Source organism: Muricoccus harenae (assembly GCF_009848505.1).
Lineage (GTDB): Bacteria > Pseudomonadota > Alphaproteobacteria > Acetobacterales > Acetobacteraceae > Roseomonas > Roseomonas harenae.
In genome coordinates this window covers 13830-36901 of the sequence record NZ_WWDL01000028.1, presented here as the reverse complement: position 1 = coordinate 36901, position 23072 = coordinate 13830, and the positions used below count along the sequence as shown (strand labels likewise).

Below are 23072 nucleotides of genomic sequence, written 5' to 3'. Positions count from 1 at the left end.
GCGGGCGGGATACGGGAACCCTTGTCGAACTACAGCGCCACAGCCGGGGGCGGCTGGCAATGCTCGACATACAGCATGCAAAGGCGGTCCCGATCCCCCGGTGGCGATCTTGCGAATTCTCATCCGCGCCGCCTAACTCGCCGCGCTAACTGATCCGGCGGCCGGGTGCCCGGTGCTGGCCCGCGCCCGCTTCGAACAATCCAGGTCATCGGATGCGGCTGGGATCCTGGCTGAGGGGCGAACCACCGGTGCGGCGCGCGTCCATCGGGCGGAGCCCCACGCCTCATCTGCACAGCCGCTCGCAGCGCCAAGCGCCATGCAGCGTCTCAGAGAAGTCCTTCGCGCCTGAACGAGAGATGGCGCCCATTGCCGATGATGAGATGGTCATGCACGACGACGGCGAAGATCTCGCCGGCCTGCCTGATTTCCCGCGTCATCTCGATATCGGCGCGGCTCGGTGTCGGATCGCCGCTGGGATGGTTGTGTACGAGGATCAGCGCGGTCGCGTGCAGGTCCAGCGCCCGCTTGATGACCTCTCGCGGATAGACAGGCGTGTGATTTACCGTGCCCTTTTCCTGCGCCTCGTCCGCGATCAGGCGGTTCTTGCTGTCCAGGAACAGGATTCGGAACTGCTCAACCTTCTCGCGGGAGATCGCGGCGTTCAGATAGGCGAGCAGCCGGTCCCAGTTGTTCAGCACCGGCTGCTCCATCGCTTCCGCGCGCGCAAGACGCAGCGCCGATGCCTGCACGAGCTTCAATGCGGCGACGCTGTGCTCGCCGAGCCCGCGCGTCGCCATCAGTTCGCCCTGTGGGGCCGCCAACACGGCCGCGAAACTGCCGAAGCGGTTGATCAATGACTTCGCGAGCGGCTTGGTGTCCCCGGTTTTGAAGGCGAAGAAGAGCAGCATCTCCAGCAGCTCGTAATCCGCCAACGCGTCCGGCTTGCGTTCAAGCAGCTTTTGCCGCATACGCGCGCGATGGCCCACTGGGCCGGTTCCGGGAAAGGGCGTGCTACCGATCCCGCTGCCGCCACGGCGGGTGGGCCATTCCGCCTCGCTTGTGGTCATCTCGCCGGACCGGAGGAAGCGCGGGGCGCGGCCGAATTCATGGGCCCCCATGTCCTCGGCAAAGCCGGACCGCGTCGCGGGAGCGGAGCGATAAGAAGGAGCGCACCCGGCCTGCTCCCGCCGCCTGAATATCGCCAGGCGAAAGACTTTGTCCAGCCACATCGCCCTCGCCCCATCCTGGCAGTTCATGTCGCCTTCCTGGCGACGCGCAGGAGATCATTCCCCCGCTACTGGCCAATCTCAAGGCAGAATTCACGACTTTGTGAGGTTCTGGTGGCCTTTTTGCCCGCAAGCGTCGGGAGCGGCCGCCGTGGGCAAGGCTCACCTATACGGAGGCCACCGCGGTAACTCGCACCGCAGCAGCGCGAAGCCCGTTCTTCAACGCGCTCGCAGGTTCCGGAAAGTCACCGAGTAGCGAAGGCTGTCGACCGCCGGGACACTGTGTTCCCATTCGGTCCGCGCCGGTCCCGCCAGCAGGTAGGCCGAGCGTGGCTCCAGGGTCAGCGACGCGCGCTTCAATCCGGTGCCCGCCTGCCGCCTCAGTCGAAGCACGCAGGGGGAGAGAAGCGAGACCCCGACCACCTCCTCAAACACGGCCTTGTCCCGGTGCCAGCCGATCCCCGCACCCGCTGCGTATTCAGTAACGAGGATGTGCTGCAGCCCGGCCGGATCAACGCCGGCGAAGGCTGCGGCACGATTGCGGAGGGGAAGCAGAAACGTCGGAATGCTCTCCGCCCTACGGATTGCCTCCTTGCTGAAATCATAGTGCCAGCCGAAAGAGACCACGCGGCGCTTGCCGAGGTAACCGTGGAACTCGAAGGGCGCGAAGGGAAGCCCGGTGAGCCGCTCCACGAGGCCGCGCTCCTCCTCGGCCGAGATCAGGTCGTCCCGGTAACGGAAGCCCTCCGGCAAGTCGGGCGCCGGCTCGAAGAGATCGGTTTGCGTCGCCTTCATGGGGAGATCCAAGCGGCAGCGGGCTCCTCAGGTTGCGTCGCAACAGTGCAGAGGTGGCGCCGGAGGCCACATGCGCCGTTCAACGTCAGCGAACGGTGGCCGTGACCACGGATCGTACCTTCTCAGTCCTCGACCTCGATCTTTGCTGCCGTTACGACCTCCGCCCAACGCCGCATATCCGCACGCCACACCGCGTCGAACGCGGATGCCGGGGCAGGGGCGGGCTCCGCACTGATGGTGCGAAGACGTGCCAGGCCGGCTGGCGATCGCACTGTCTCCACGATCGCGCCCGAAAGTTGCTCAACTGTTCGCGGCGGCAGGTTGGCGGGAGCGAAGACGCCCACCCAACTCGTCACCACGAAGTCCGGCACGCCGGCTTCCGCCATGGTCGGCACATCGGGCAGCGCCGCAAGGCGTTTGGCCGAGGTCACGGCCAGGGCGCGCAGCGTTCCCGCCTGTATCTGCCCGAAGACATTGGGCAGATTGTCGAACATCACTTGGATCCGGCCAGCCTGGAGATCCAGAACCGCCGGTGCGCTGCCGCGATAGGGCACATGGGTCATGGCAATCCCCGAGCGCAGCCGGAACATTTCGCCCGTCAGATGGATCGAGGTGCCGGCGCCCTGCGAACCGAAGTTCAACCCGGCCGCCTGTGCCCTACCCATCGCGATGAAGCCCTGCACGTCGCGCGCCGGCGAGTCGCCACCAACCACCATGACATCGGCGAATTCCGCGACACGGGCGATTGCGGTGAAGTCACGCGCCGTGTCGAAGGGCAGGTTGCGCCGCACCGCCGGCGTTACCCCATGAGTGCCCGCGCCACCAATCAGCAGAACCGTGCCATCCGCCGTCGCCTTGGCCACGTGGTCGGAGCCGATGGTGCCGCCCGCGCCTGTGCGGTTCTCCACAACCGCAGTCACCCCAAGGCGCTCCCGAAGCCCGTCCGCCACAAGCCGCCCGATCACGTCGAAGGAGCCGCCGGGGGCGTAGCCCACCACCAGCCGAATGGTGCGGCCAGCTTCGACCTGGGCGGCGGCGGGGCGCGGCAATACCCCGAGTGCCAGCGTGGACAGAAGCAGCGTCACGAAAGTGCGTTTCATGCGGATGGCCCCCAGCCTCCGGCGCCGGCAGTGCCCATCAGCAGCCGGTCGCCTGTGCTCAATACCGTGGTGAGCTTAGAGCGCACTTCCTCCCGCCGTCCGTCCCGGCGGATCACCCAGGCTTCCGCCATCAGGCCATCCTGGCCGCCGGCGCTGCCCCTTGCCGCGTGGTAGTGCCGCTCTCCCCGGAAGGTGAGGGTGAGTGGGCCACGCAGAACTTCGTATTCGCGCTCGATGCCACAGCCGCCGGCATGGAGCCCCGCGCCGCCCGAGCCGCGCCGGACCGACAGCCGGTGCACGCGCACCGGCGCATCCGTCTCCATCGCCTCCACTGGCAGGTTCATCGTGTTACCGACATCGGTGGACACGCCATGCACCCCGGGCCCCTGCGAAGACCCGCCGCTGCCACCCGCCATGACCTCCGTCACCACCCAGGCAGATCCATCCGCATGGCGTCCGGAGAGGGCCATCACGGTGGCGCAGCCGGAGTTGGCGGCGGGGATGCGTTCCGGAAGCGCCTGGGCCAGCGCGCCGAGAATCGCGTTGGTCAGCAGCTTCACCGTGCCTGTCCGGGCATTGACCGCCGCGGGCATGCGTGGGTTCAGCAGCGATCCCTCCGGCAGCACCACGCGCAGCGGACGCGCGCAGCCACCGTTGTTCGGGATGTCGGGCCCCGTGACCGCGCGCAGGGCGAAGAAGGCTCCCGCCATCACCCCCGCCGGGGCGGCGTTCACGGGCCCGCGCACCTGCGGCGAGGTCCCGGTGAAGTCGAGGGTTATCGTATCGTCCTTGACCGTCACGCAGAGCCGGATCGGCACCGGGCGATCGAGATCGACGCCATCATTGTCCAGCGCGTCCTCATAGGTCCAGCTGCCGTCGGGAATGGCACGGATGGCGGTGCGGGTGGCGGCCTCGGCCCGGCGCACCAGCTCCTGCATCATCGCGGTCAGTGCCTCGGCGCCATGGCGCGCGGCCAGCTCCTCCATCCGCGCGGCGGCTGTGCGGCAGGCGGCGATCTGCGCCTCGAGGTCCCAGCCAAAGGCCTCGGGCGTGCGGGTGTTGAGAGAAATGATCCGCATGATCTGCGCATCCGTCACGCCGTCGCGCACGAGGCGGAGCGGCGGCAGGCGCAGCCCTTCCTGGAAGATTTCGGTCGCGGTGGTGGGTAGCGATCCCGGCGTCAGCCCGCCGAGGTCCTGGTGGTGCAGGATGGTGCCGGCGAGGGCGATGACCTGTCCCTCCGCGAAGACCGGCAGCATCAGCGACACGTCCGGGATATGCGTCCCGCCATCATAGGGGTCGTTCATCAGATACACGTCGCCGGACCGCATCTGCGCAAGCGGGAAGTCCCGCAGCATGGTTGCGATGGCCGGCATCAGGCAACCGAGCAGCAGGGGCAAGGAGGTGGACTGCGCCATGACCGTGCCGTCCGGCAGGAAAATGCTGGCGGATGCGTCATTTGCCTCGCGCACGATGGGCGAGACGGCGGAGCGCAGCATCACCGCCTGCATCTCCTCCGCAATCGCTTCCAGGCGGCGGCGGACGATCTCGATCGTGGCGGGGTCGAGGCGGCCCGTGTGGAAGGTCGTGGCGTTCATGCGACGCGCTCCATCATCAGATGCGCTGGATGCGCCGCCACGCGCCAGCCCGCTGGCACGACGAGGGTGGTGTCGTCCTGCTCAAGGATGGCGGGGCCGTGCAGTACCTCGCCGGGCGCGAGCGCCGCGCGCGGCACCACCGCCACATCCTGCGGCAGCCCCCCGAGCACCGCCACGCGCGTCCGCCGCGCGGCAAATGCCGAGTCTGCGGGGATGAGTGCCACCACCGGCGCAGCCAGCCGCTGCAAGGCACGCAGCAACACCAGGCGCACCGGCGCCGCGCGCGCATGGCCATAGGCAGCCCGATGGGCGGCGATGAATCCGTCGCGGATCGCGCGGCCCGGCTCCGAGGCATCGGGCGGGATCGCCACCTCCAGGCTGTGTCCCTGGCCAACGAAGCTGGCGCTGGCCGTCACCAGCGTCTCCGGCGCCGCCTCCACGCCCTCCGCCGCCATGGCCGCCTGGCATTCCGCCACCAGCTCGGCGATGATGGCCCGCAGTTCCACCTCCGGCAGGGTGTCCAGCACCTGGCCGAGGCCGCGGGCGGCATCATGTTCCAGCGGGGCGTCCAGCAGGCCAGTCGCTGCCAGCACGCCGGGCGCCGCGGGAACCACGATCCGGGTCTGCCCCAGCTCCTCCGCGATGGCCGCCGCATGAAGGCCGCCGCCGCCGCCCGCCGGCACCAGGGGCAGCTCGCGCGGGTCGGTTCCGCGCGCAACGGTCACGCTTCGCACGGCCTCGGCCATGGTGGCGTTGATGATGCGGTGGATCGCGACGGCCGCCTCACGCAGCCCAAGGCCGAGGGGGCCGGCGATGTCACGCTCAATAGCGGCCGCTGCCGCGGCGGCATCCAGGGCCAGCTCCCCGGCCGCGAAGGCCGCCGGGTCCACCAGACCCAGCACGACCGATGCATCCAGCACGGTAGGCCGCATGCCGCCGCGCCCATAGCAGGCCGGTCCCGGCACCGCACCCGCCGAGCGTGGTCCGACGCGGAGGCCGCCGGCACCATCCACCCAGGCGATTGAGCCGCCGCCCGCTGCCACCGCCAGCACATCGGCAGTGGGCACGCGCACGGGGAAGGTGCCGATCATCCCATCCATGCGCAACGCCGGCGCGCCGCCCCGGATCACTGCGACATCGGCGCTGGTGCCGCCGACATCGATGGAGACGCCATCCGCCAGCCCCGCATCACGCAGCACGGAGGCTGCGCCGATCGCGGCGGCGGAGGGCCCAGAGAGGGTGAGCCGGATCGGCCGTCCACGCGCGGCACCGGCGCCGAGCAGGCCCCCGCGCGAATGCATCACCTGCAGCGGCACGCGGATCTCCGCTTCGCGCAGGATGGCCTCTACGCGGCCGAGATAGTCGCCCATCACCGGCTTCAGCGCGGCGTCGAAGACGGTGGCGCAGGTGCGCTCATATTCGCGCGGCGCCGGATCGACCTCGGAGGAAAGGGAGACGGCGAGATCCGGGCAGGCGGCGAGCACGATCTCCCGTGCCCGGCGCTCATGCGATGGATCGAGGAAGGCGAAGAGGAAGCAAATGGCAATGCTGCGTGCGCCGGCCGCCTTCAGGGATCGCGCTGCCTCGGCGACGCCCGCCTCGTCCAGGGGTTCCACCACCGCGCCATCGGCGCCGATACGTTCCGTCACCTCCCTGCGCCGCGATGGCGGCACGAAGTCCACCGGGGTCTGCGGGCCGAAGAGGAGATCATAGTTCGAGGCGCGGGTCATGCGCCCCAGCTCGATGACATCCGCGAATCCGCGTGTGGCGATCAAGCCGACCGGGGCGGCCGTGTTCTCGAGGATGGCATTCGTGGCAACCGTCGTGCCGAGCAGGAAGCGCCGCACCGCTTCGGCGTCGCCTTGGCCCAGCAGGCGGGAGAGCGCGTGGCCGACGGCGCGGGCCGGATCATCGGGCGTGCTGGGTACCTTCAGCGAGCGGAGCGCCCCGCCGTCACGCCGCAGCACCGCATCCGTGAAGGTGCCGCCGATATCGATGCCGATTTCCACCCTGTCAGGAACTCCGGTGCTGGCGCGCCGCCGTGCCAGAACCGGATCGCCCGGGAGGATCGGCCCCGGCGGATGTCTGCCGCGCTGTGGGACGGGCGGCTGGTGCCGGCCGATGGGTCCAGAGGTTACGGGCGCGGCGGCATGACCGGCAAGACGCCTCGCCAGCGCCTCAGGCGGTGACGATGCTCAGGACAAGGGCGTAGTGGGACGCCGCCGCCATCAGCACGACCAGGTGCCACAGGGCGTTGTGATAGGGCAGGCGGGTCGCCAGGTGCAGGATTACCCCAAGGCTGTAGAGCACCCCGCCAAGTGCGAGCAGGCCGAGTTGCACAGGCGACATCGCCTCGATCAGGCGCGGCAGGGCCGCCAGCGCCACCCAGCCGAGCAGCAGATAGGCAACAAGGCTGGTCCGTTCGAATCGTCCCGGCGCAAGGAGCTTGATCGCGACGCCCAGGATTGCGCCCGTCCAGACGACGGCAAGCATCGCCCAGCCCCAGGCCCCGCCAATCGCGAGTCCCGCGACAGGTGTGTAGGTGCCGGCGATCATGAGGAAGATGGCTGCATGGTCGAAGCGGCGGAGCAGCGTCTTGCGCGGCCCTTCCGTGGCCAGGTTGTAGGCGGCCGAGCAGCCGAAGCTGGCAACCATGCCCATCGCATAGAGGCTGAGCGCCGCCAGGGCGCCCGGGGGCACCGGGCGCGGGACCAGCGCAAGCAGAAGGAGGCAGCCGGTGAACACCGAGGCAAGCCCCAGCACATGCACCGCACCGTCGGCAATGCGTTCTGGCCGCGTGTAGCGGGGCTCCGCGGCAAGTGCGGTCCCGCGCCCGGTCCCGTTGGCGGAGACCGGGTGGGCCGGAATCAGCGGCGCGTCAGCGCCGGGACTTGCCACGCTCGATCTCGCGCTCGATGGCGCCGCGCTCGGCGGAGCCGAGCTTGCGCGCGATCTCCCGTACAATGGCCACGGAAACGCGATGCCGCTTCGCGAGATACGCGATCGTCTCCTCGAGCGCTTCGGAATTCGGCGTCCCGACCGTCTCGGGTTTGGTCCTGCTATGCGACACGGGATGTCCTCGATCTTTGCTGGTAGTGATCTTCACCGGTAGTATTCCGCACCGCACTGCGCGGCAGGGTGCCGCTCAGCCGGGGAGCGGCAGGTTCTTGCCCAGGACAGCCAGGGAGCCGAGGCGCATCTGGCTCTCGCGCACCACGCGCTCATGACCATCCCGGTCATTCTTAATTCGGTATTCGCGGTCCGCGGCGTCGTTCGGCAGCAGCCGGACCACGGTGTAGTGGCCGAGCGCGTCGCGCGGCGTCAGGAAACCCGCCAGGAGTTCGACATTCTGACCGACTTCGAAGCGATGGGGCTGCATGGTCGTTCCTTCGCTGGGGCGGGGCCCCGTTCTCACCCGATCAGTTCGAGGATGATCCGGCGGATCTCGTCGGGCGCGAGACCCGCAGGCATCGACTCACGCGGCGCTACAATAGCGGGCGGAGGCGATGACGGGGAAAAAAGCACGGGTCGGCCGCTCGCGGCCTGAAAAGATGACAACTGGACGTTTCCTTGCACGGTGCCTGCCATCATGGGGCGGCATCCGCATCATCAGAGAGTGCCGGCGGCGCCTTGGCACCACACGGCGATGTCCGGCCGAAGAAGAGGCCGGATAAAATGACGGATGGCGCATGACGCGCCGCCCGCAGTTACGCTGCATTGGCCCCAAAGGGGCCGCCGAGTCAGGCCGCCTTCAGGTCGGAGGCGGAAACGCGCCCCTGCTGGCCGCGCTGCAACTCATACTCGATTCTGTCGCCCTCGCGGGGCTCCTGCATGCCGGCGCGCTGTACGTCGGAAATGTGCAGAAAAACATCCTTGGAGCCGTCTTCCGGCTGAAGGAATCCGAAGCCCTTGGACGCGTTGAACCACTTGACGATACCAATGGCCATGATGGGTGTTCCGATGTGCTGATGTGCCGATCCAAGACGCCGAGGAACGGATCAAGCTCCGACAAGACACGGACACCAGGCTCGGCGCTCGGTGAAGAGCAGAGGAGGACAGGCCGAACCTAACGAGATTGACCCCTTACACATGGGCCTATGTGCCCAAAGCCACAAGCCCGAATGGCCCGAATTCGAACAACTTACCGATTTCCTTCGCCCGCGCGTCGCCTCCGGCGCTGGCGCCGACCCCTCCCGGATGCCGTGCGGATGCCGGGAACCGGAACGGTTCTCGCGCATTATATCGCAAGATAATGGGGCCGTTTTCGTGGCCTCAAAACAGTGCGGAGAGCAGGAATGGCGCAACGCAAGATTCCGCGCTGGCTGGTCTGGACCGGGGTTCCGGCGGTCCTGATCGTCCTGCTCCTCGCCCTTTGGTCCTGGGACTGGTTCATCCCGCTGGCCGAGAGCCGCGCCTCGGCCGCCCTTGGCCGCAAGGTGACGATCGAGCACCTCCATGTCCGGCTTGGCCGCGTCACCGAGCTTTCGGTCGATGGGGTGCGGATTGCAAACCCGGAGGGCTTTTCCGAGGATCCGCCCTTCGCGCGGGTCGAGCGGCTCACGGCCCGGTTGGATGTGATGGCCTATTGGCATGAGCGCGCCGTGGTTCTGCCCTCCATCGAGGTGACCCGTCCCGTGATCGAGGCGGTGGCGCGCGAGGACGGTTCCGCGAATTATGACTTCAACCTCGGCAAGCCAGCCGGGGAGGGCGCGCCGGCCGAGCCCGCCAGCCCCGCACCGAGGATCGGCCTGCTCCGCATCGTGGAGGGCCGCGCCCATGTGGTGCAGCCTAAATTAAAGGCCGACTTCAACCTGGCCGTGGCCACGCGGGAAGAGGAGAGTGCCGAGCCCCGGATCGCGGTGGAAGCACGGGGGACCTATGCCGGCCAGCCCATCACCGGCACTGCCCTCGGCGGCGCTGTGCTGGCCCTTCAGGAGGGAAGCAGCCCCTGGCCGATCGAGATGCAGATTGCCAATGGCCCTACCCAGGTCAGCCTGCGCGGCACGCTGCAGAACCCGCTGGAGTTGCAGGGCGCTGATGTGCGTCTGGAGATGCGCGGCCCGAATATGGGGCTGCTCCAGCCCCTGACCGGCGTGCCCATTCCGAAGACGCCGAATTACGAGATTGCCGGCCAGCTCGACTATGTTGAGAACCGCGTGCGCTTCCGCGACTTTCAGGGCCGGATGGGGCGCAGCGACTTGGCCGGCACCATCACCGTCACGACCAGGAATGCGAAGCCCGATGTGGAGGCTGATCTCCGCTCCCGCCGGGTGGATCTCGCCGATCTGGGCGGCTTCATCGGTGAGGAGCCGGGCCGCGTCGACACTCCGGGCCAAAGCCTGCAGCAGCGGCGCGAACAGGCGCGCAACCAGTCACGCGGCCGCCTGCTTCCGGACGACCCCATCAACTTCCCGAAGCTCGACGCCGCCAATGTCCGGCTGAACTACCATGCCGAGAGCATCGTCGGCCGGAACGTCCCCTTCGACAATATGCGGGTCGCGATGGAGGTGAAGGACGCCGCGGTGACGCTGCGTCCGTTGGCCCTGGGCGTCGGAAACGGGCAGATCGAAGGTACCATCGCGCTCACCCCGCAGGAGGGTGGGCAGCTCCGGGCCCAGGCCGATGTGCGTTTCCAGCGGCTGGACGTGTCCCGCCTCATGCAGGCGACCCAGACCTTCGAGGGTGCCGGCCGCATAAACGGGCGCGGCAGGATCGAGGGGACCGGCAAGTCCTTCGCGGATATCCTGGGCCGCGGAAACGGCGAGCTCACCCTTGGCATGTCGGGCGGCAACCTGTCCGCACTGCTGGTCGACCTCTCCGGGCTTCGCCTCGGCAACGCCATCCTCTCTGCGCTCGGCGTGCCGGGGCGGACCACCGTGCAGTGCTTCGTCGGCAATCTCGCTCTGCAGCGCGGTGTCGTAAACCTGCGGACGATTCTGCTCGACACGGAGGATGTGATCATCAGCGGTACCGGCAACGTGAACCTGGCGCGCGAGCGGATGGAGGTTCGCCTCCGCAGCGACTCCAAGAGCTTCACCATCGGCGCGCTGCCCACCTCGATTCTCATCGACGGTAGCTTCCGCAATCCGGATGTCGGGCCGGAGATGGGCGAACTCGCGACGCGGGGCGGGCTCATCGGCGGCCTTGCAGCCCTGGTTGCGCCGGTGGCCGGACTGCTGCCCACCATCCAGTTCGGCACCGGCGAAGATAACCGATGCGAGGCGTTGGTGCGCCGCGGCGGGCGGGCTGCGCGGTAGAGCCTCTTTTATTCCAGTGTGATGAGTTCGGTATTGTCTTGGACGAGTTCGCCTTTGTTGCAGAGGATGCGGGCGATGGTGGCGTCTATGGGTGCGGTGATGCGCATCTGGACCTTCATGGCTTCCATGACGAGCAGGACGGTGCCGCGTGTGACGTCTTGTCCGGGTGCGACGAGGATGTCGAGGATTTTGCCGGGCATGGGGGCGAGGATGCGCCCGGCGGCCGTGGTCTGGGCTTCGGCGGGCGCGCGGGGGTCCACCCGCCGCAGCGGATAGGCTCTGCCGCGCAGCAGCACCGTGAGCGCCTCTCCCTGCTGCAGGGCCCGGGCGTGGAAGGCATCGCCATCCACGCCCAGCGCGAGGGCCCCGTCCGGTGCCTCCCGCGCGGTGACGGCGAGGGTGGCCCCGTCCGGCAGGTCGAGCCGGAAGCCGCCCGGCTGGGGATGGGCGCGGAGGCGGTGGAGGGTCTCGCCCTCGGCCAGCTGGATGTCCTGGTAGCCCTCGCCGTTGAGGCGCCAGGCGGAGGCGGCATCCCAGGGCGAGTGGGGGTCGGCCGGATCGGCGGGGGGGCGGGCGGCCTGGTCGAGCAGCAGGCATGCGGCGGCGGCGACCAGGGCTTCGCGCGGGGCGGGGCCGGGCGGGGCGAGGAGGCTGTCGGCGTGGCGGCTGATGAAGCCTGTATCCAGCTCGCCCGCGCGAAAGGCCGGATGGGCGATGATGCCGCGCAGCAGGGGCAGGTTGGTGGCCGGGCCGAGGAGTTCCGTCCCCGCCAGCGCCCGCGCGAGGCGCGCCAGGGCCGCGCCGCGATCCGGTCCCCAGGCGATGAGCTTGGCCAGCATAGGGTCGTAGTGGATGGAGACGGCATCGCCCTGGCGGATGCCGGCATCGAGGCGGATGCCCTCGCCTGCGGGCAGGCGCAGGTGGTGCACGCGCCCGGTGGAGGGTGCGAAGTCGCGCGTCGGGTCCTCGGCATAGAGGCGGAGCTCGACCGCATGGCCCTGGATGCGAAGCTGGTCCTGGGAGAGCGGCAGGGGCTCGCCGGCGGCGACGCGGAGTTGCCACTCGACCAGGTCCTGGCCGGTGATGGCTTCTGTCACCGGGTGCTCGACCTGCAGACGGGTGTTCATCTCCATGAAGTGGAAGGCATCGCCCTCGGCCTGGACCGCGGCGCTGCCGGCGACGATGAACTCGACCGTGCCGGCGCCGACATAGCCGATGGCGCGGGCGGCATCGCAGGCGGCGCGGCCCATGGCCTCGCGCCGGGCCGGGTACATGCCCGGGGCGGGGGCCTCCTCCACCACCTTCTGGTGGCGGCGCTGAATGGAGCAGTCCCGCTCGAAGAGATGGACGGTGTTGCCCTGCGCATCGGCAAAGACCTGGATCTCGATGTGGCGCGGCCGGGTGAGGTAGCGCTCGAGCAGCACATGGTCGTCGCCGAAGGCCGAGCGTGCCTCGCCCTTGGCCAGCGCCAGCCCCTCCTCGAGGCCGGCGGGCCCCTCGACGATGCGCATGCCCTTGCCGCCGCCGCCGGCGCTCGCCTTGATCAGCAGCGGGTAGCCGATGCGCTCGGCGGCCGCCCGCAGCACCGCGGGCGACTGGTCCTGGCCGTGATAGCCGGGCACCAGCGGCACGCCCGCCCGCTCCATCAGCGCCTTGGCGGCGGATTTCGAGCCCATGGCGCGGATGGCGGCCGGCGGCGGGCCGATGAAGGTGAGGCCGGCGGCGGCGCAGGCCTCGGCGAAGTCGGCATTCTCGGAGAGGAAGCCATAGCCGGGATGGATCGCCTCGGCGCCCGAGGCGAGGGCGGCGGCGATGATGGCCTCGATCCGCAGGTAGCTCTCGCGGGCGGGGGCGGGGCCGATGCGGCGGGATTCATCGGCCATGGCGACATGCATCGCCTCAGCATCGGCGTCCGAATGCACGGCGACCGTGCGGATGCCGAGGCGCTGGGCCGTGCGGATGATGCGGCAGGCGATCTCGCCGCGATTGGCGATCAGGATGGAGCCGAACATGCGGGTCACATCCGGAACAGGCCAAAGCGGCGCGGGGAGGGGGCGGAGGAGGACCCGTCGGCCCAGCCCTCCACCGGCGCGTTCAGCGCGGCCGAGAGGGCCAGCGCCAGCACGGTGCGGGTATCGGCGGGATCGATGATGCCGTCGTCCCAGAGGCGGGCGCTGGCGTAATAGGGGTGGCCTTGGGTCTCGTACTGCTCGCGGAGCGGAGCCTTGAAGGCCTCCTCCTCCTCGGCGCTCCATTGGCCACCCTTGGCCTCCATGGCGTCGCGCCGCAGCGTCGAGAGGACGGAGGCCGCCTGCTCGCCGCCCATGACGCCGATCCGGGCATTGGGCCACATGAAGAGGAAGCGTGGCGAATAGGCGCGCCCGCACATGCCGTAATTGCCGGCCCCGAAGCTGCCGCCGATGACCACCGTGAACTTGGGCACCGTGGCGGTGGCGACCGCGGTGACCATCTTGGCGCCATCCTTGGCGATGCCGCCGCTCTCGTATTTGCGCCCCACCATGAAGCCGGTGATGTTCTGCAGGAAGACCAGCGGAATGCCGCGCTGGCAGCAGAGCTCGATGAAATGCGCGCCCTTCTGGGCGGATTCCGAGAAGAGCACGCCGTTGTTGGCGATGATGCCCACCGGATAGCCATGCAGCCGCGCAAAGCCCGTGACGAGCGTCGGCCCGTAGAGCGGCTTGAACTCGTCGAACTCGGAGCCATCGACAAGGCGGGCGATCACCTCGCGCACATCATAGGGCTCGCGCAGATCGGCCGGGATCAGCCCGTGGATCTCGCGCGGGTCGTGTAGGGGCGGGCGCGGGGCCGCAAGGTCGAGCGAGGCGGGCTTGCGGCTGTTGAGCCCGGCCACGATCCGCCGCGCGATGCCGAGCGCCTGGGCGTCGTTCTCGGCCAGGTGGTCGGTCACCCCCGAGATGCGCGAATGCACCTCGGCCCCCCCCAGATCCTCGGCCGAGACCACCTCGCCGGTTGCGGCCTTCACGAGCGGGGGGCCGGCGAGGAAGATGGTGCCCTGGCCGCGCACGATCACGCTCTGGTCCGACATGGCGGGCACGTAGGCGCCACCCGCGGTGCAACTGCCCATCACCACCGCGATCTGCGGGATGCCCTTGGCCGACATGTTGGCCTGGTTGAAGAAGATGCGGCCGAAATGGTCGCGGTCGGGAAAAACCTCGTCCTGGCTAGGCAGGTTGGCGCCCCCTGAATCCACCAGATAGAGGCAGGGCAGGCGGTTCTGCTCAGCGATCTCCTGGGCGCGCAGATGCTTCTTCACGGTGAGCGGGAAATAGGTGCCGCCTTTGACCGTCGCATCATTGGCCACGATCATGCACTCGCGGCCCGAGACCCGCCCGATGCCGGTGATGATGCCCGCCGAGGGCACGTCGCCACCATACAACCCATGCGCCGCCAACTGCCCGATCTCCAGAAAGGGCGAGGCGACATCGATCAGCGTGCGGATGCGATCCCGCGGCAACAACTTGCCCCGCGCGAGATGACGCTCCCGCGCCACCAAACCACCCCCCTCCCGAACACGCTCCGCCTGCACCCGAAGGTCATCCACCAGGGCGCACATCCGCGATGCATTCTCCCCATACTCAGGCGAGCGCACATCCAAGGCCGTCGACAGGACCGACATCACAGGGTCTCGGCGAAGAGTTCGCGTCCGATCAGCATGCGCCGGATTTCGCTCGTCCCGGCGCCGATTTCATAGAGCTTCGCGTCCCGCAACAGGCGCCCCGTCGGGTAGTCATTGATGTAGCCGTTGCCACCCAGGGCCTGAATCGCCTCCAGCGCCATCCAGGTCGCCTTCTCGGCGGCATAGAGGATCGCACCTGCCGCATCCTTGCGCGTGGTCTGTCCCCGATCGCAGGCCTTCGCCACCGTGTACACATAGGACTTCGCGGCATTCATCACCGTGTACATGTCGGCAATCTTGCCCTGCATCAGCTGGAACTCGCCGATGGGCTTGCCGAACTGCTTGCGGTCATGAACATAGGGCATCACCACATCCATGCAGGCCTGCATGATGCCGATCGGCCCGGCCGCGAGCACCGCGCGTTCGTAGTCTAGCCCGCTCATCAGCACGTTCACGCCGCGTCCCTCGGCGCCGAGCACGTTCTCCGCCGGCACCTCGCAATCCTCAAAGACCAGTTCGCAGGTGTTCGAACCGCGCATGCCCAACTTGTCCAGCTTCTGCGCGGTGGAAAATCCCTTGAAACCCTTCTCGATCAGGAAGGCGGTGATGCCGCGTGGCCCGGCATCGGGATCGGTCTTGGCATAGACCACCAGCACATCGGCATCCGGCCCGTTGGTGATCCACATCTTGTTTCCGTTGAGCACGTAGCGGTCGCCCTTTCGCTCCGCACGCGTCCGCATTCCCACTACATCGGACCCGGCGTTCGGCTCGCTCATCGCCAGTGCGCCGACATGCTCGCCGCTGACCAGCCGCGGCAGGTAACGGCGCCGCTGCGCCTCGTCGCCGTTCCGGGTGATCTGGTTCACGCAGAGATTGGAATGCGCGCCATAGGACAACCCGACACTGGCCGATGCGCGGCTCACCTCCTCCATCGCAACGCAATGCTCGAGATAGCCCATGCCCGCGCCGCCATATTCCTCCGGCGCGGTGATGCCGAGCAGCCCCAGCTCCCCGAACTTCCGCCACAGGTCCATCGGGAACTCGTTGTCGCGGTCGATCTCGGCGGCGCGCGGCGCAATCTCGTCGGCGGAGAAGGCGGCCACCTGCTCGCGCAGGGCATCGGCCGTCTCGCCGAGGCCGAAATCGAGTCCACGGAAGCTGTTGCTCATGCCGTTCCCTCAGCCCTGCTCGACCGGCGGGCTCATGGAACGGTATGGTCCGGGGGCCCGGCCCGCAAGCGTGGCGAGGTTATCCTCGCGCAGCCATGAGCAGCCGCTCCGGCGTGGCCGGCAGGTCCAGCCGCGCAGGCCCCGCCGCATCCCGCAGCGCGTTCCAGACGGCGGTCGCTAGCATCACGGGCGGTTCCCCCACCGCCTTGGAGCGGAACACCGTCTCCGCCCGGGCCGGCGCCCCCTCCAGCAGCCGGACGTTGAAAACCGGCGGAACGTCGCGCGAGCCCGGGATCTTGTAGGTGGAGGGGCCGAGGGTCCGCAGCCGGCCCTCTTCGTCCCACCACAACTCCTCGCAGGTCAGCCAGCCCAGCCCCTGCACGAAAGCCCCCTCGATCTGCCCCAGGTCCACCGCCGGGTTCAGGGAGCGTCCGCAATCTTGCACCAGATCGGCGCGCAACAGCCGGTGCTCGCCCGTCAGCAGGTCGAGCTCTACCTCCGCTACCGCGGCGCCGTAGGAGAAGTAGAAGAAGGGCTCGCCACGCAACGCTGCCGGATCCCAGTGGATGTCCGGCGTTTTGTAGAAGCCGGTGGAGGAGAGCGAGACCCGCGCCTGCACGCAGCGATGCGCCAGTTCGGGAAACCCCATGCGATGGTTCCCGGCGAAGACCTCCTCCGCCTCGAACGTCACCTCCTCCGGCCGCACGCCCCACTCGGCGGCAGCCAACTCGGCCATTCGCGTGCGGATGGTGGTGGCGGCGATCTGCGCGGCCCAACCGTTCAGGTCAGAGCCCGTGCTGGCTGCGGTAGGGGCGGTGTTCGGAACCTCGGCGGTGCTGGTGGCAGTGATGCGGACCCGCTCCACCGGCACCCCGAAGACGCCTGCGACCACCTGGGCGATCTTGATGAACAGCCCTTGCCCCATCTCGGTACCGCCATGGTTCAGCCGGATCGAGCCATCCTCATAGACATGCACCAAGGCGCCCGCCTGGTTCATCGACATGACGCCGAAGGAAATTCCGAAGGCCAGCACGAAGCTTCCCAAGCCGCGCCGCAACACCTCGGAGCGCGCGTTGAAGGAGTCCACCTCTGCGCGACGCCGCTCCCATTCGGATCCTTCGCGGCACTCCGCCCAGACGCGGCGGATCAGGTCGCCCTCCAACGCCTGGCCATAGGGGGTGAGGGCGTCATTCTCCCCGCCAGCCAGGTTGCGCTCCCGCACCACCTCCTGCGGCACGCCCAGCGCACGGCCGACCTGGCGTGTCACATCCTCCATCAGCAGCACGCCTTGCGGCCCGCCGAAGCCACGGAAGGCGGTATTGCTGACCGTGTTCGTCTTGCAGGCGATGCCCGTGATCGTCACGTCGGGTACGTCCAAGCAATTCAGCGCATGTGTCACGGCGCGGAACACCACGCCGGGCGAGAGATCGACGCTGTGTCCGCCATCCGCCGCCAGCACCGCGTCCAGCGCCAGGATGCGGCCGCTGTCATCGAAGCCAGCCTCCCAGCGGAACAGCATGGGATGGCGCTTGCCCGTGGCCGCGATGTCCTGCTTGCGCCCGAGCCGTAGCTTCACCGGCCGCCCGGTGCGCCGCGCAGCCAGCGCCGCGCAGGCGGCCACCCAGGAGGCATTACTCTCCTTCCCGCCGAAGCCCCCGCCCAGCCGCCGCACCTGAACCGAAATCCGGTTCTGATCGCAACCGAGGATGCGTGCCGCGACATGCTGCACCTCGGTCGGGTGCTGTGTGGAGGAGTGGATTGTGAGGTCCCTATCCTCCCCCGGTACGGCCAGGGCGATCTGCCCCTCCAGATAAAAATGCTCCTGTCCACCCGCCTGGAAGCTGCCGGAGAGGCGGCGGGGCGCAGCCGTCAGCGCGGCGCGCGTGTCGCCGCGCGCCAGCACCATCGGCGGCAGGAGGAAGGCCTCGGCCTCCAGCGCCTCCTCGACCGAAAGAACGGGCCGCAGCGCCTCGATGGACGGACGGACGGCCGCAGCGCCAGCCAACGCCGCATCCCGCGTCTCCGCGACGACGATCGCCAGGGGTTGCCCCCAATATTCCACCAGCCCTTCGGCCAGCATGTGCTCCTGGCCGCGCTTCGGCTGGGCGATGTCATTGCGCCCGGGAATGTCGCCCGGTCCGAGCGCTGCGACCACGCCCGGAAGGGCAAAGGCGGGCGAGAGGTCGACTGGCGCCAGCCGCCCATGCGCGACCGGCGAGAGGACGAGCGCTGCGTGCAGCATCCCAGGTGGCTCGGGAATGTCGTCGGCGAAGCGCGCCTCGCCGGTCGCGTGCTTCAGGGCGCTGTCCTGGCGAAGTGCGGCACCAGGTCCGGTGTGGCGGGGCGGGGCGCCCATCACGCGGCCTCCGGATGGCGGTGCCAGAGACGGCGCAGCAGATTGCCGGCCGCAATCCGGCGGTACTCCGCGCTGCCGCGCCAGTCCGACAGGGGCGTTATGGCCGCCTCCAGGGCCGCCGCGGCGATCTCCACCGTTTCACGAGTCCAGGGCTGCCCCACCAATGCGGCCTCGGCGGGCGCGCAGCGTTCCACGCGCGGCCCGGTGCCGCCCAGCGCAATCCGCGCCCCGACAACACGCGTGCCGTCGAAGCGAACCACTGCTGAAATGCCGACCGTCGTGATGTCCTGGTCCGGCCGCTTCGACAGCTTTTCGGCCGCGAAGAGCGACCCGGCCGGTGGGCGAGGGATGAAGAGGTCGCGGATCACCTCGCCGGGGCGCAGCGCATTGATCCGGTAGCCGGTGAGAAAATCCTCCACCGCCATCTCGCGAAGCCCTACCAGCCCCTCCACCCGCAACGAGGCGCCGAGCGCCACCAGCGGCGGCAGCGCATCCCCGATGGGCGATGCCGTGCCGAGATTGCCCCCCACGGTCCCCATCCCTCGGATCTGCCGCGATCCAAGCCGCCGCAGCAGCGCCGCCAGCGGCGCGAAGCCGGTATCAGCCTCGCAGGCCGCCAGAAGGCGGCGATAGCTGGCCGCGGCCCCCAGGCGGATCCCGTCCCCAGTTGCCTCCAGGCAGTTCAGCTCTGGCACGTCGGAGAGGCAGATCACTTCGGCCGGCACCTCCCGCCGCTCCGACACGCGCAGGCCGAGATCGGTGCCGCCCGACAGTAGCCAGGCCGAGGGATGCGCGGCACGAAGGGTGAGCAACTCGTCCAAGCTCGCGGGGCGGTGGAAGACCTGCCCGGGCGCCTCCAGTCGCGTGGCGGGCGCGGAGGGTGGGGCAGGGGACGCAGCCCCATCATCCTGCAGCGCACCAAAAGCCTCGACGATGGGTCGGTAGCCCGTGCAGCGGCAGAGGTTTCCGGCGAGCGCGTCATGAACGTCGCCGCCCTCCCTCGCATGGGCCCAGCCGGTCATGACGATACCCGGGGTGCAAAAGCCGCATTGGGTGGCATCGGCCTCAGCCAAGGCGCGCTGCACCGGATGGGCGCCGCCATCGGGGCCGCGCAGCCCTTCCACCGTTCTGATGCAGCGGCCATGCACCTGCCCAAGCAGCGCGAGGCAGGAATTGACCGGCACGCGGGCACCGTCCGCCTCTTCGAGCACCACGGTGCAGGCGCCGCAATCACCTTCGGCGCAGCCCTCCTTCGTCCCTACCAGGGCAGCAGGGCCGCGCAGCCAATCCAGCAGCGTCATGCTGGGCGAAGTGTCTGGCGGCAGCCGACGCGGCGTGCCGTTCAGGGTGAAGGCGATGGGACCGGTGGTCATGGGCGGAGCCTAGCAAGCTCCGCGCCCGGGGGCAGCCACTCGGCAGGGCTGGGAAAGAGCCCCCGCGGATCAGGTCACGGGAAGGCGGGCGAGTGCAGCCGTCAGATCCTCGGGCGCATAGGGCTTGGCCAGCACAGGTGCGCTGGCGAGCCGCTGCGGCAGCCCGGCCGCGCCATAGCCGGAGGCCACGACGAAGGGCACGCCCATCCTGATCAGCGCCTCGGCCACGGGCTCCGAGGTTTCGCCGGCTAGGTTCAGGTCCAGCACGGCGAGGTCCGGCCGCTCCTTCTCGAGCAGCGCGAGCGACTCCGACACCGTCGCCACGGGCCCGAGGACGACGACACCGGCGTCCACCAGCGTGTCCTCCACAAGCATGGCCACCAGGGTCTCATCCTCGACCACCAGAACACGTCGCCCTGCCAGGCTCGGCATGCAGACACTCTCCATTCGTCCGGACGCCCGGCGGGGCAGGGCCCGCCAAGCCATGACGGGGTGGCGCCCGGCCGCCCGACTGTCAAGGGCGGCCGTGTTCCATCTTGCGGATCAGTCGGCGTATTGGCCAGCCGCCTGGATGATCGGCCGCCACTTCGCGATGTCGGCTTGCCAATAGCGGCGGTGGTATTCCGGAGTCGCCTGCTCCTGGGTCACCGGGGCAGTGCCCAGCTCGGCGAAGCGTGCCACCAGCCGCTCATCCCGCAGCGCGACCTGCAGGGCGCGGGAGAGGCGGTTCACGATGGCCGAATCCGTGCCCTTAGGCGCGTAGAGACCGTGCCAGACCGAAACCTCGAAGCCTGGAAGCCCGGCCTCGGCAGCGGTTGGCAGATTCGGCAGGGCGGCGTTGCGCGTCGCGGTGGTCACCGCATAGGCCTTTACGGCGCCCGAATTGATCTGCTGGGTCGTGTTCGTGGTCTGGTCGCACATGAGATCGACGGTGCCGCCGATCAGGTCGGTCATGGCCGGGCCGGTGCCGCGATACGGCACGGTGGTCACCTGCGTCTGCACCGCCGATTGCAGGAGCAGGCCACAGATGTGGGAGGCGGCGCCGACACCGGCATTGGCCAGGTTGATGTCCTGCTTGCGCTCGCGCATCACCTGGATCAGCTCGGCCAGGTTGTTCGCCGGAAAGTCCTTCTTCGCGATGATGGTCATCGGCACTTCGGTGACGAGCCCGATGGGCTCGAAGCCGTTGACCGCGTCATACGCAAGGCGACGGTAGAGGGAAGGGGTGGTGCCCATCCCGATATGGTGCAGCAGCAGGGTGTAGCCGTCCGGCCGGGCCTGGGCCACGCGCTGGGCGCCCAGCGTGCCGCCAGCGCCGCCGACATTCTCCACCACGACGGGCTGGCCCAGATCGCGCGCCATCACCTCGGCCGCCAGGCGCGTGACCACATCAGTCGGGCCGCCGGCGGCGAAGGGTACGATGATGGTGATCGGCCTGTTCGGGTAGGCGGCCTGCGCCCAGGCGAAGCCGGGGATCAGGGCCGGTGCCGCGAGGGCAACCCCCAGGGCGAGCGCACGGCGGCGGGTGATATTTTGCATGGACGTGGACTCCCGTTCCTGAACCGCCGGTCGCAAGAAAGGATGGTGCCTGTCAAGCGATTGCGGAGGCGGGTTGTTACGCCCGGCTCCGCCCGTGCATCAGGAATCCATCTTGAGAGCAGCGATGAAGGCGCTCTGCGGAATTTCGACCTTGCCGAACTGCCGCATCCGCTTCTTGCCTTCCTTCTGCTTGTCCAGGAGCTTCCGCTTGCGGCTGATATCGCCGCCGTAACACTTGGCCGTCACGTCCTTGGACATGGCGCCGATCGTCTCGCGCGCAATCACGCGCCCGCCGATCGCCGCCTGGATGGGGATCTTGAAGAGCTGGCGGGGGATCAGGTCCTTCAGCTTCTCGCAGATCGAGCGGCCCCGGCGCTCCGCCTGGGAGCGGTGCGCCATGAAGGAAAGGGCATCCACCGGCTCGTTGTTCACGAGGATGCCGATCTTCACCAGATCGCCCTCCTCATAGCCGTCCATCTGGTAGTCGAAGGAGGCGTAGCCGCGCGAGATGGACTTCAGGCGGTCATAAAAGTCGAACACCACCTCGTTCAGCGGAAGGCGGTACACGGCCATGGCCCGGCTGCCGACATAGGTCAGCTCCACCTGCTGCCCGCGTCGCTCGCTGCACAGGGTCAGGATGTTGCCGAGATACTCGTCGGGCACGAAGATCGTCGCCTTGATCCAGGGCTCCTGGATGCTCTCGATCGAGACGACGTCGGGCATGTCGGCCGGGTTGTGCAGCTCCCGCTCGGTGCCGTTGGTCATCTTCAGCTTGTAGACGACGCTCGGCGCCGTCGCGATCAGGTCCAGGTCGAACTCGCGCGACAGGCGCTCCTGGATGATCTCGAGGTGCAGCAGCCCGAGGAAGCCGCAGCGATAACCGAAGCCGAGCGCGGCGCTGCTCTCTGCCTCGAAGTGGAAGGAGGCATCGTTCAGCCGCAGCTTCGCCAGGCTGTCGCGCAGCTTCTCGAAGTCGTCGGCGTCCACGGGGTAGAGGCCGCACCATACCACGGGGATGGAGGGCTTGAAGCCCGGCAGCGCCTCGGCGGCAGGATTGCGGTCGTCCGTGATCGTGTCGCCCACATTCGTGTCGGCGACGGTTTTGATCGCGGCGTTGATATAGCCCATCTCGCCCGGGCCGAGCGATTCCACCGTCTGCATCTTCGGGCGGAAGACGCCGACCTGCTCGATAACGTGGGAAGTGCCGCCGGCCATCATGCGGATCTTCTGGCCCTTGCGGAGATGGCCGTCCTTCACGCGCACGAGGATGACCACGCCGAGATACGGGTCGTACCAGCTGTCCACCAGCAGCGCCTTGGTGGGGGCGGCCGCGTCGCCCTTGGGCGGGGGCAGTCGGGTGACGATGGCCTCCAGCACGCCCTCGATATTGAGGCCAGTCTTGGCGGAGATCATCACAGCGTCGTCGGAGGGAAGGCCGATCACATCCTCGATCTGCTGCTTCACCCGGTCCGGCTCGGCCGCCGGCAGGTCCACCTTGTTCAGGATGGGGACGATCTCATGCCCCGCATCCAGCGCCTGGTAGACATTGGCCAAGGTTTGCGCCTCGACCCCCTGGGAGGCGTCCACCACCAGCAACGAGCCCTCGCAGGCGGCAAGGCTGCGCGAAACCTCATAGGCGAAGTCGACGTGGCCAGGCGTGTCCATCAGGTTCAGGACATAGTCCTGGCCGTCCTTGGCGCGATAATCCAGGCGCACGGTCTGCGCCTTGATGGTGATGCCGCGCTCCTTCTCGATATCCATGTTGTCCAGCACCTGCTCCGTCATCTCCCGGGCGGTGAGGCCGCCGGTGGTCTGGATCAGGCGATCGGCCAGCGTGGACTTCCCATGATCGATATGGGCGATGATCGAGAAGTTGCGGATGCGGTCGAGCGGGGTGTCGGTCATGTGATTCCGGGCCGTGGGCGGGGCAGGCCCCGGCCAATCTGGGGCGTCTCAGCCTCCAGATAGGGCAGGGACGCCCCGGGGCCAAGCGCGGTCGCG

The 23072-nt window shown here is 68.7% G+C and carries 18 protein-coding genes; 1 reads left to right on the top strand and 17 read right to left on the bottom strand.

Annotated elements, in window-relative coordinates; translation table 11 throughout:
- Window positions 1-326: 326 nt before the first annotated feature.
- The 9 genes from radC to GSE44_RS18655 all read right to left on the bottom strand — a co-directional run bounded on the left by radC (window position 327) and on the right by GSE44_RS18655 (window position 8666).
- Window positions 327-1067 (bottom strand): RadC family protein, encoded by a 741-nt coding sequence (gene radC, locus GSE44_RS18695; RefSeq protein ID WP_235924944.1) that lies wholly within the window; start codon window positions 1065-1067, stop codon window positions 327-329.
- Between the two features lie 378 nt (window positions 1068-1445).
- Window positions 1446-2021: an alpha-ketoglutarate-dependent dioxygenase AlkB gene (locus GSE44_RS18690; protein ID WP_159350350.1), complete on the bottom strand. Its 576-nt coding sequence runs from the start codon at window positions 2019-2021 to the stop codon at window positions 1446-1448.
- A gap of 122 nt (window positions 2022-2143) precedes the next feature.
- Window positions 2144-3121, bottom strand: a complete 978-nt coding sequence (locus tag GSE44_RS18685; protein ID WP_159350349.1) for a Bug family tripartite tricarboxylate transporter substrate binding protein — start codon at window positions 3119-3121, stop codon at window positions 2144-2146.
- Window positions 3118-4719: a hydantoinase B/oxoprolinase family protein gene (locus GSE44_RS18680; protein ID WP_159350348.1), complete on the bottom strand. Its 1602-nt coding sequence runs from the start codon at window positions 4717-4719 to the stop codon at window positions 3118-3120. Before GSE44_RS18680 ends, GSE44_RS18685 begins: the two co-directional genes overlap by 4 nt.
- Window positions 4716-6728, bottom strand: coding sequence for a hydantoinase/oxoprolinase family protein (locus GSE44_RS18675; protein ID WP_159350347.1), 2013 nt, complete (start codon window positions 6726-6728; stop codon window positions 4716-4718). Before GSE44_RS18675 ends, GSE44_RS18680 begins: the two co-directional genes overlap by 4 nt.
- A gap of 169 nt (window positions 6729-6897) precedes the next feature.
- Window positions 6898-7617 carry a PAQR family membrane homeostasis protein TrhA gene (gene trhA, locus GSE44_RS18670; protein WP_235924939.1) on the bottom strand — a complete coding sequence of 240 codons (720 nt, stop codon included), beginning with the start codon at window positions 7615-7617 and terminating at the stop codon, window positions 6898-6900.
- Window positions 7598-7789, bottom strand: coding sequence for a hypothetical protein (locus tag GSE44_RS18665; RefSeq protein WP_159350346.1), 192 nt, complete (start codon window positions 7787-7789; stop codon window positions 7598-7600). Before GSE44_RS18665 ends, trhA begins: the two co-directional genes overlap by 20 nt.
- 75 nt (window positions 7790-7864) lie before the next feature.
- Window positions 7865-8098 carry a hypothetical protein gene (locus tag GSE44_RS18660; RefSeq protein WP_159350345.1) on the bottom strand — a complete coding sequence of 78 codons (234 nt, stop codon included), beginning with the start codon at window positions 8096-8098 and terminating at the stop codon, window positions 7865-7867.
- 361 nt (window positions 8099-8459) lie between these two features.
- A complete protein-coding gene (locus GSE44_RS18655) occupies window positions 8460-8666 on the bottom strand; it encodes a cold-shock protein (protein ID WP_159350344.1) in 207 nt (68 codons plus the stop codon).
- Between the two features lie 972 nt (window positions 8667-9638).
- Between GSE44_RS18655 and GSE44_RS18650 the strand changes: the two genes are divergently transcribed.
- The gene (locus GSE44_RS18650; protein ID WP_408015122.1) at window positions 9639-10976 is read left to right on the top strand and encodes an AsmA family protein; all 1338 of its coding nucleotides are present in this window, start codon (window positions 9639-9641) and stop codon (window positions 10974-10976) included.
- Between the two features lie 8 nt (window positions 10977-10984).
- Here GSE44_RS18650 and GSE44_RS18645 read toward each other — a convergent pair whose 3' ends face one another.
- The 8 genes from GSE44_RS18645 to lepA form a co-directional block, all read right to left on the bottom strand.
- Window positions 10985-12988, bottom strand: a complete 2004-nt coding sequence (locus tag GSE44_RS18645; RefSeq protein WP_159350342.1) for an acetyl-CoA carboxylase biotin carboxylase subunit — start codon at window positions 12986-12988, stop codon at window positions 10985-10987.
- A gap of 5 nt (window positions 12989-12993) precedes the next feature.
- Window positions 12994-14634 carry a carboxyl transferase domain-containing protein gene (locus tag GSE44_RS18640; RefSeq protein ID WP_159350341.1) on the bottom strand — a complete coding sequence of 547 codons (1641 nt, stop codon included), beginning with the start codon at window positions 14632-14634 and terminating at the stop codon, window positions 12994-12996.
- A complete protein-coding gene (locus GSE44_RS18635) occupies window positions 14634-15803 on the bottom strand; it encodes an isovaleryl-CoA dehydrogenase (RefSeq protein WP_159350340.1) in 1170 nt (389 codons plus the stop codon). Before GSE44_RS18635 ends, GSE44_RS18640 begins: the two co-directional genes overlap by 1 nt.
- A 79-nt stretch (window positions 15804-15882) precedes the next feature.
- Window positions 15883-18159, bottom strand: a complete 2277-nt coding sequence (gene xdhB / locus GSE44_RS18630; protein ID WP_159350339.1) for a xanthine dehydrogenase molybdopterin binding subunit — start codon at window positions 18157-18159, stop codon at window positions 15883-15885.
- A complete protein-coding gene (locus GSE44_RS18625; RefSeq protein WP_159350338.1) occupies window positions 18159-19532 on the bottom strand; it encodes a xanthine dehydrogenase small subunit in 1374 nt (457 codons plus the stop codon). Before GSE44_RS18625 ends, xdhB begins: the two co-directional genes overlap by 1 nt.
- Window positions 19533-19601: 69 nt before the next feature.
- Window positions 19602-19964 (bottom strand): response regulator, encoded by a 363-nt coding sequence (locus GSE44_RS18620; RefSeq protein WP_159350337.1) that lies wholly within the window; start codon window positions 19962-19964, stop codon window positions 19602-19604.
- Window positions 19965-20075: 111 nt separating this feature from the next.
- Complete coding sequence (locus GSE44_RS18615) at window positions 20076-21071, bottom strand: tripartite tricarboxylate transporter substrate binding protein BugD (protein ID WP_159350336.1); 996 nt, start codon at window positions 21069-21071, stop codon at window positions 20076-20078.
- A gap of 99 nt (window positions 21072-21170) precedes the next feature.
- On the bottom strand, window positions 21171-22976 hold the full coding sequence (lepA, locus tag GSE44_RS18610) for a translation elongation factor 4 (protein WP_159350335.1): 1806 nt from the start codon (window positions 22974-22976) through the stop codon (window positions 21171-21173).
- Window positions 22977-23072: the final 96 nt, after the last annotated feature.

Excerpts from the sequence above, each read along its gene's own strand:
- GSE44_RS18625 (WP_159350338.1), bottom strand. The coding sequence starts at position 19,532 with ATGACCACCGGTCCCATCGCCTTCACCCTGAACGGCACGCCGCGTCGG.
- GSE44_RS18690 (WP_159350350.1), bottom strand. The coding sequence starts at position 2,021 with ATGAAGGCGACGCAAACCGATCTCTTCGAGCCGGCGCCCGACTTGCCG.
- GSE44_RS18685 (WP_159350349.1), bottom strand. The coding sequence starts at position 3,121 with ATGAAACGCACTTTCGTGACGCTGCTTCTGTCCACGCTGGCACTCGGG.
- GSE44_RS18645 (WP_159350342.1), bottom strand. The coding sequence starts at position 12,988 with ATGTTCGGCTCCATCCTGATCGCCAATCGCGGCGAGATCGCCTGCCGC.
- GSE44_RS18640 (WP_159350341.1), bottom strand. The coding sequence starts at position 14,634 with ATGTCGGTCCTGTCGACGGCCTTGGATGTGCGCTCGCCTGAGTATGGG.
- lepA (WP_159350335.1), bottom strand. The coding sequence starts at position 22,976 with ATGACCGACACCCCGCTCGACCGCATCCGCAACTTCTCGATCATCGCC.
- GSE44_RS18660 (WP_159350345.1), bottom strand. The coding sequence starts at position 8,098 with ATGCAGCCCCATCGCTTCGAAGTCGGTCAGAATGTCGAACTCCTGGCG.
- GSE44_RS18655 (WP_159350344.1), bottom strand. The coding sequence starts at position 8,666 with ATGGCCATTGGTATCGTCAAGTGGTTCAACGCGTCCAAGGGCTTCGGA.
- GSE44_RS18680 (WP_159350348.1), bottom strand. The coding sequence starts at position 4,719 with ATGAACGCCACGACCTTCCACACGGGCCGCCTCGACCCCGCCACGATC.
- xdhB (WP_159350339.1), bottom strand. The coding sequence starts at position 18,159 with ATGGGCGCCCCGCCCCGCCACACCGGACCTGGTGCCGCACTTCGCCAG.
- radC (WP_235924944.1), bottom strand. The coding sequence starts at position 1,067 with ATGACCACAAGCGAGGCGGAATGGCCCACCCGCCGTGGCGGCAGCGGG.
- GSE44_RS18620 (WP_159350337.1), bottom strand. The coding sequence starts at position 19,964 with ATGCCGAGCCTGGCAGGGCGACGTGTTCTGGTGGTCGAGGATGAGACC.
- GSE44_RS18615 (WP_159350336.1), bottom strand. The coding sequence starts at position 21,071 with ATGCAAAATATCACCCGCCGCCGTGCGCTCGCCCTGGGGGTTGCCCTC.
- GSE44_RS18635 (WP_159350340.1), bottom strand. The coding sequence starts at position 15,803 with ATGAGCAACAGCTTCCGTGGACTCGATTTCGGCCTCGGCGAGACGGCC.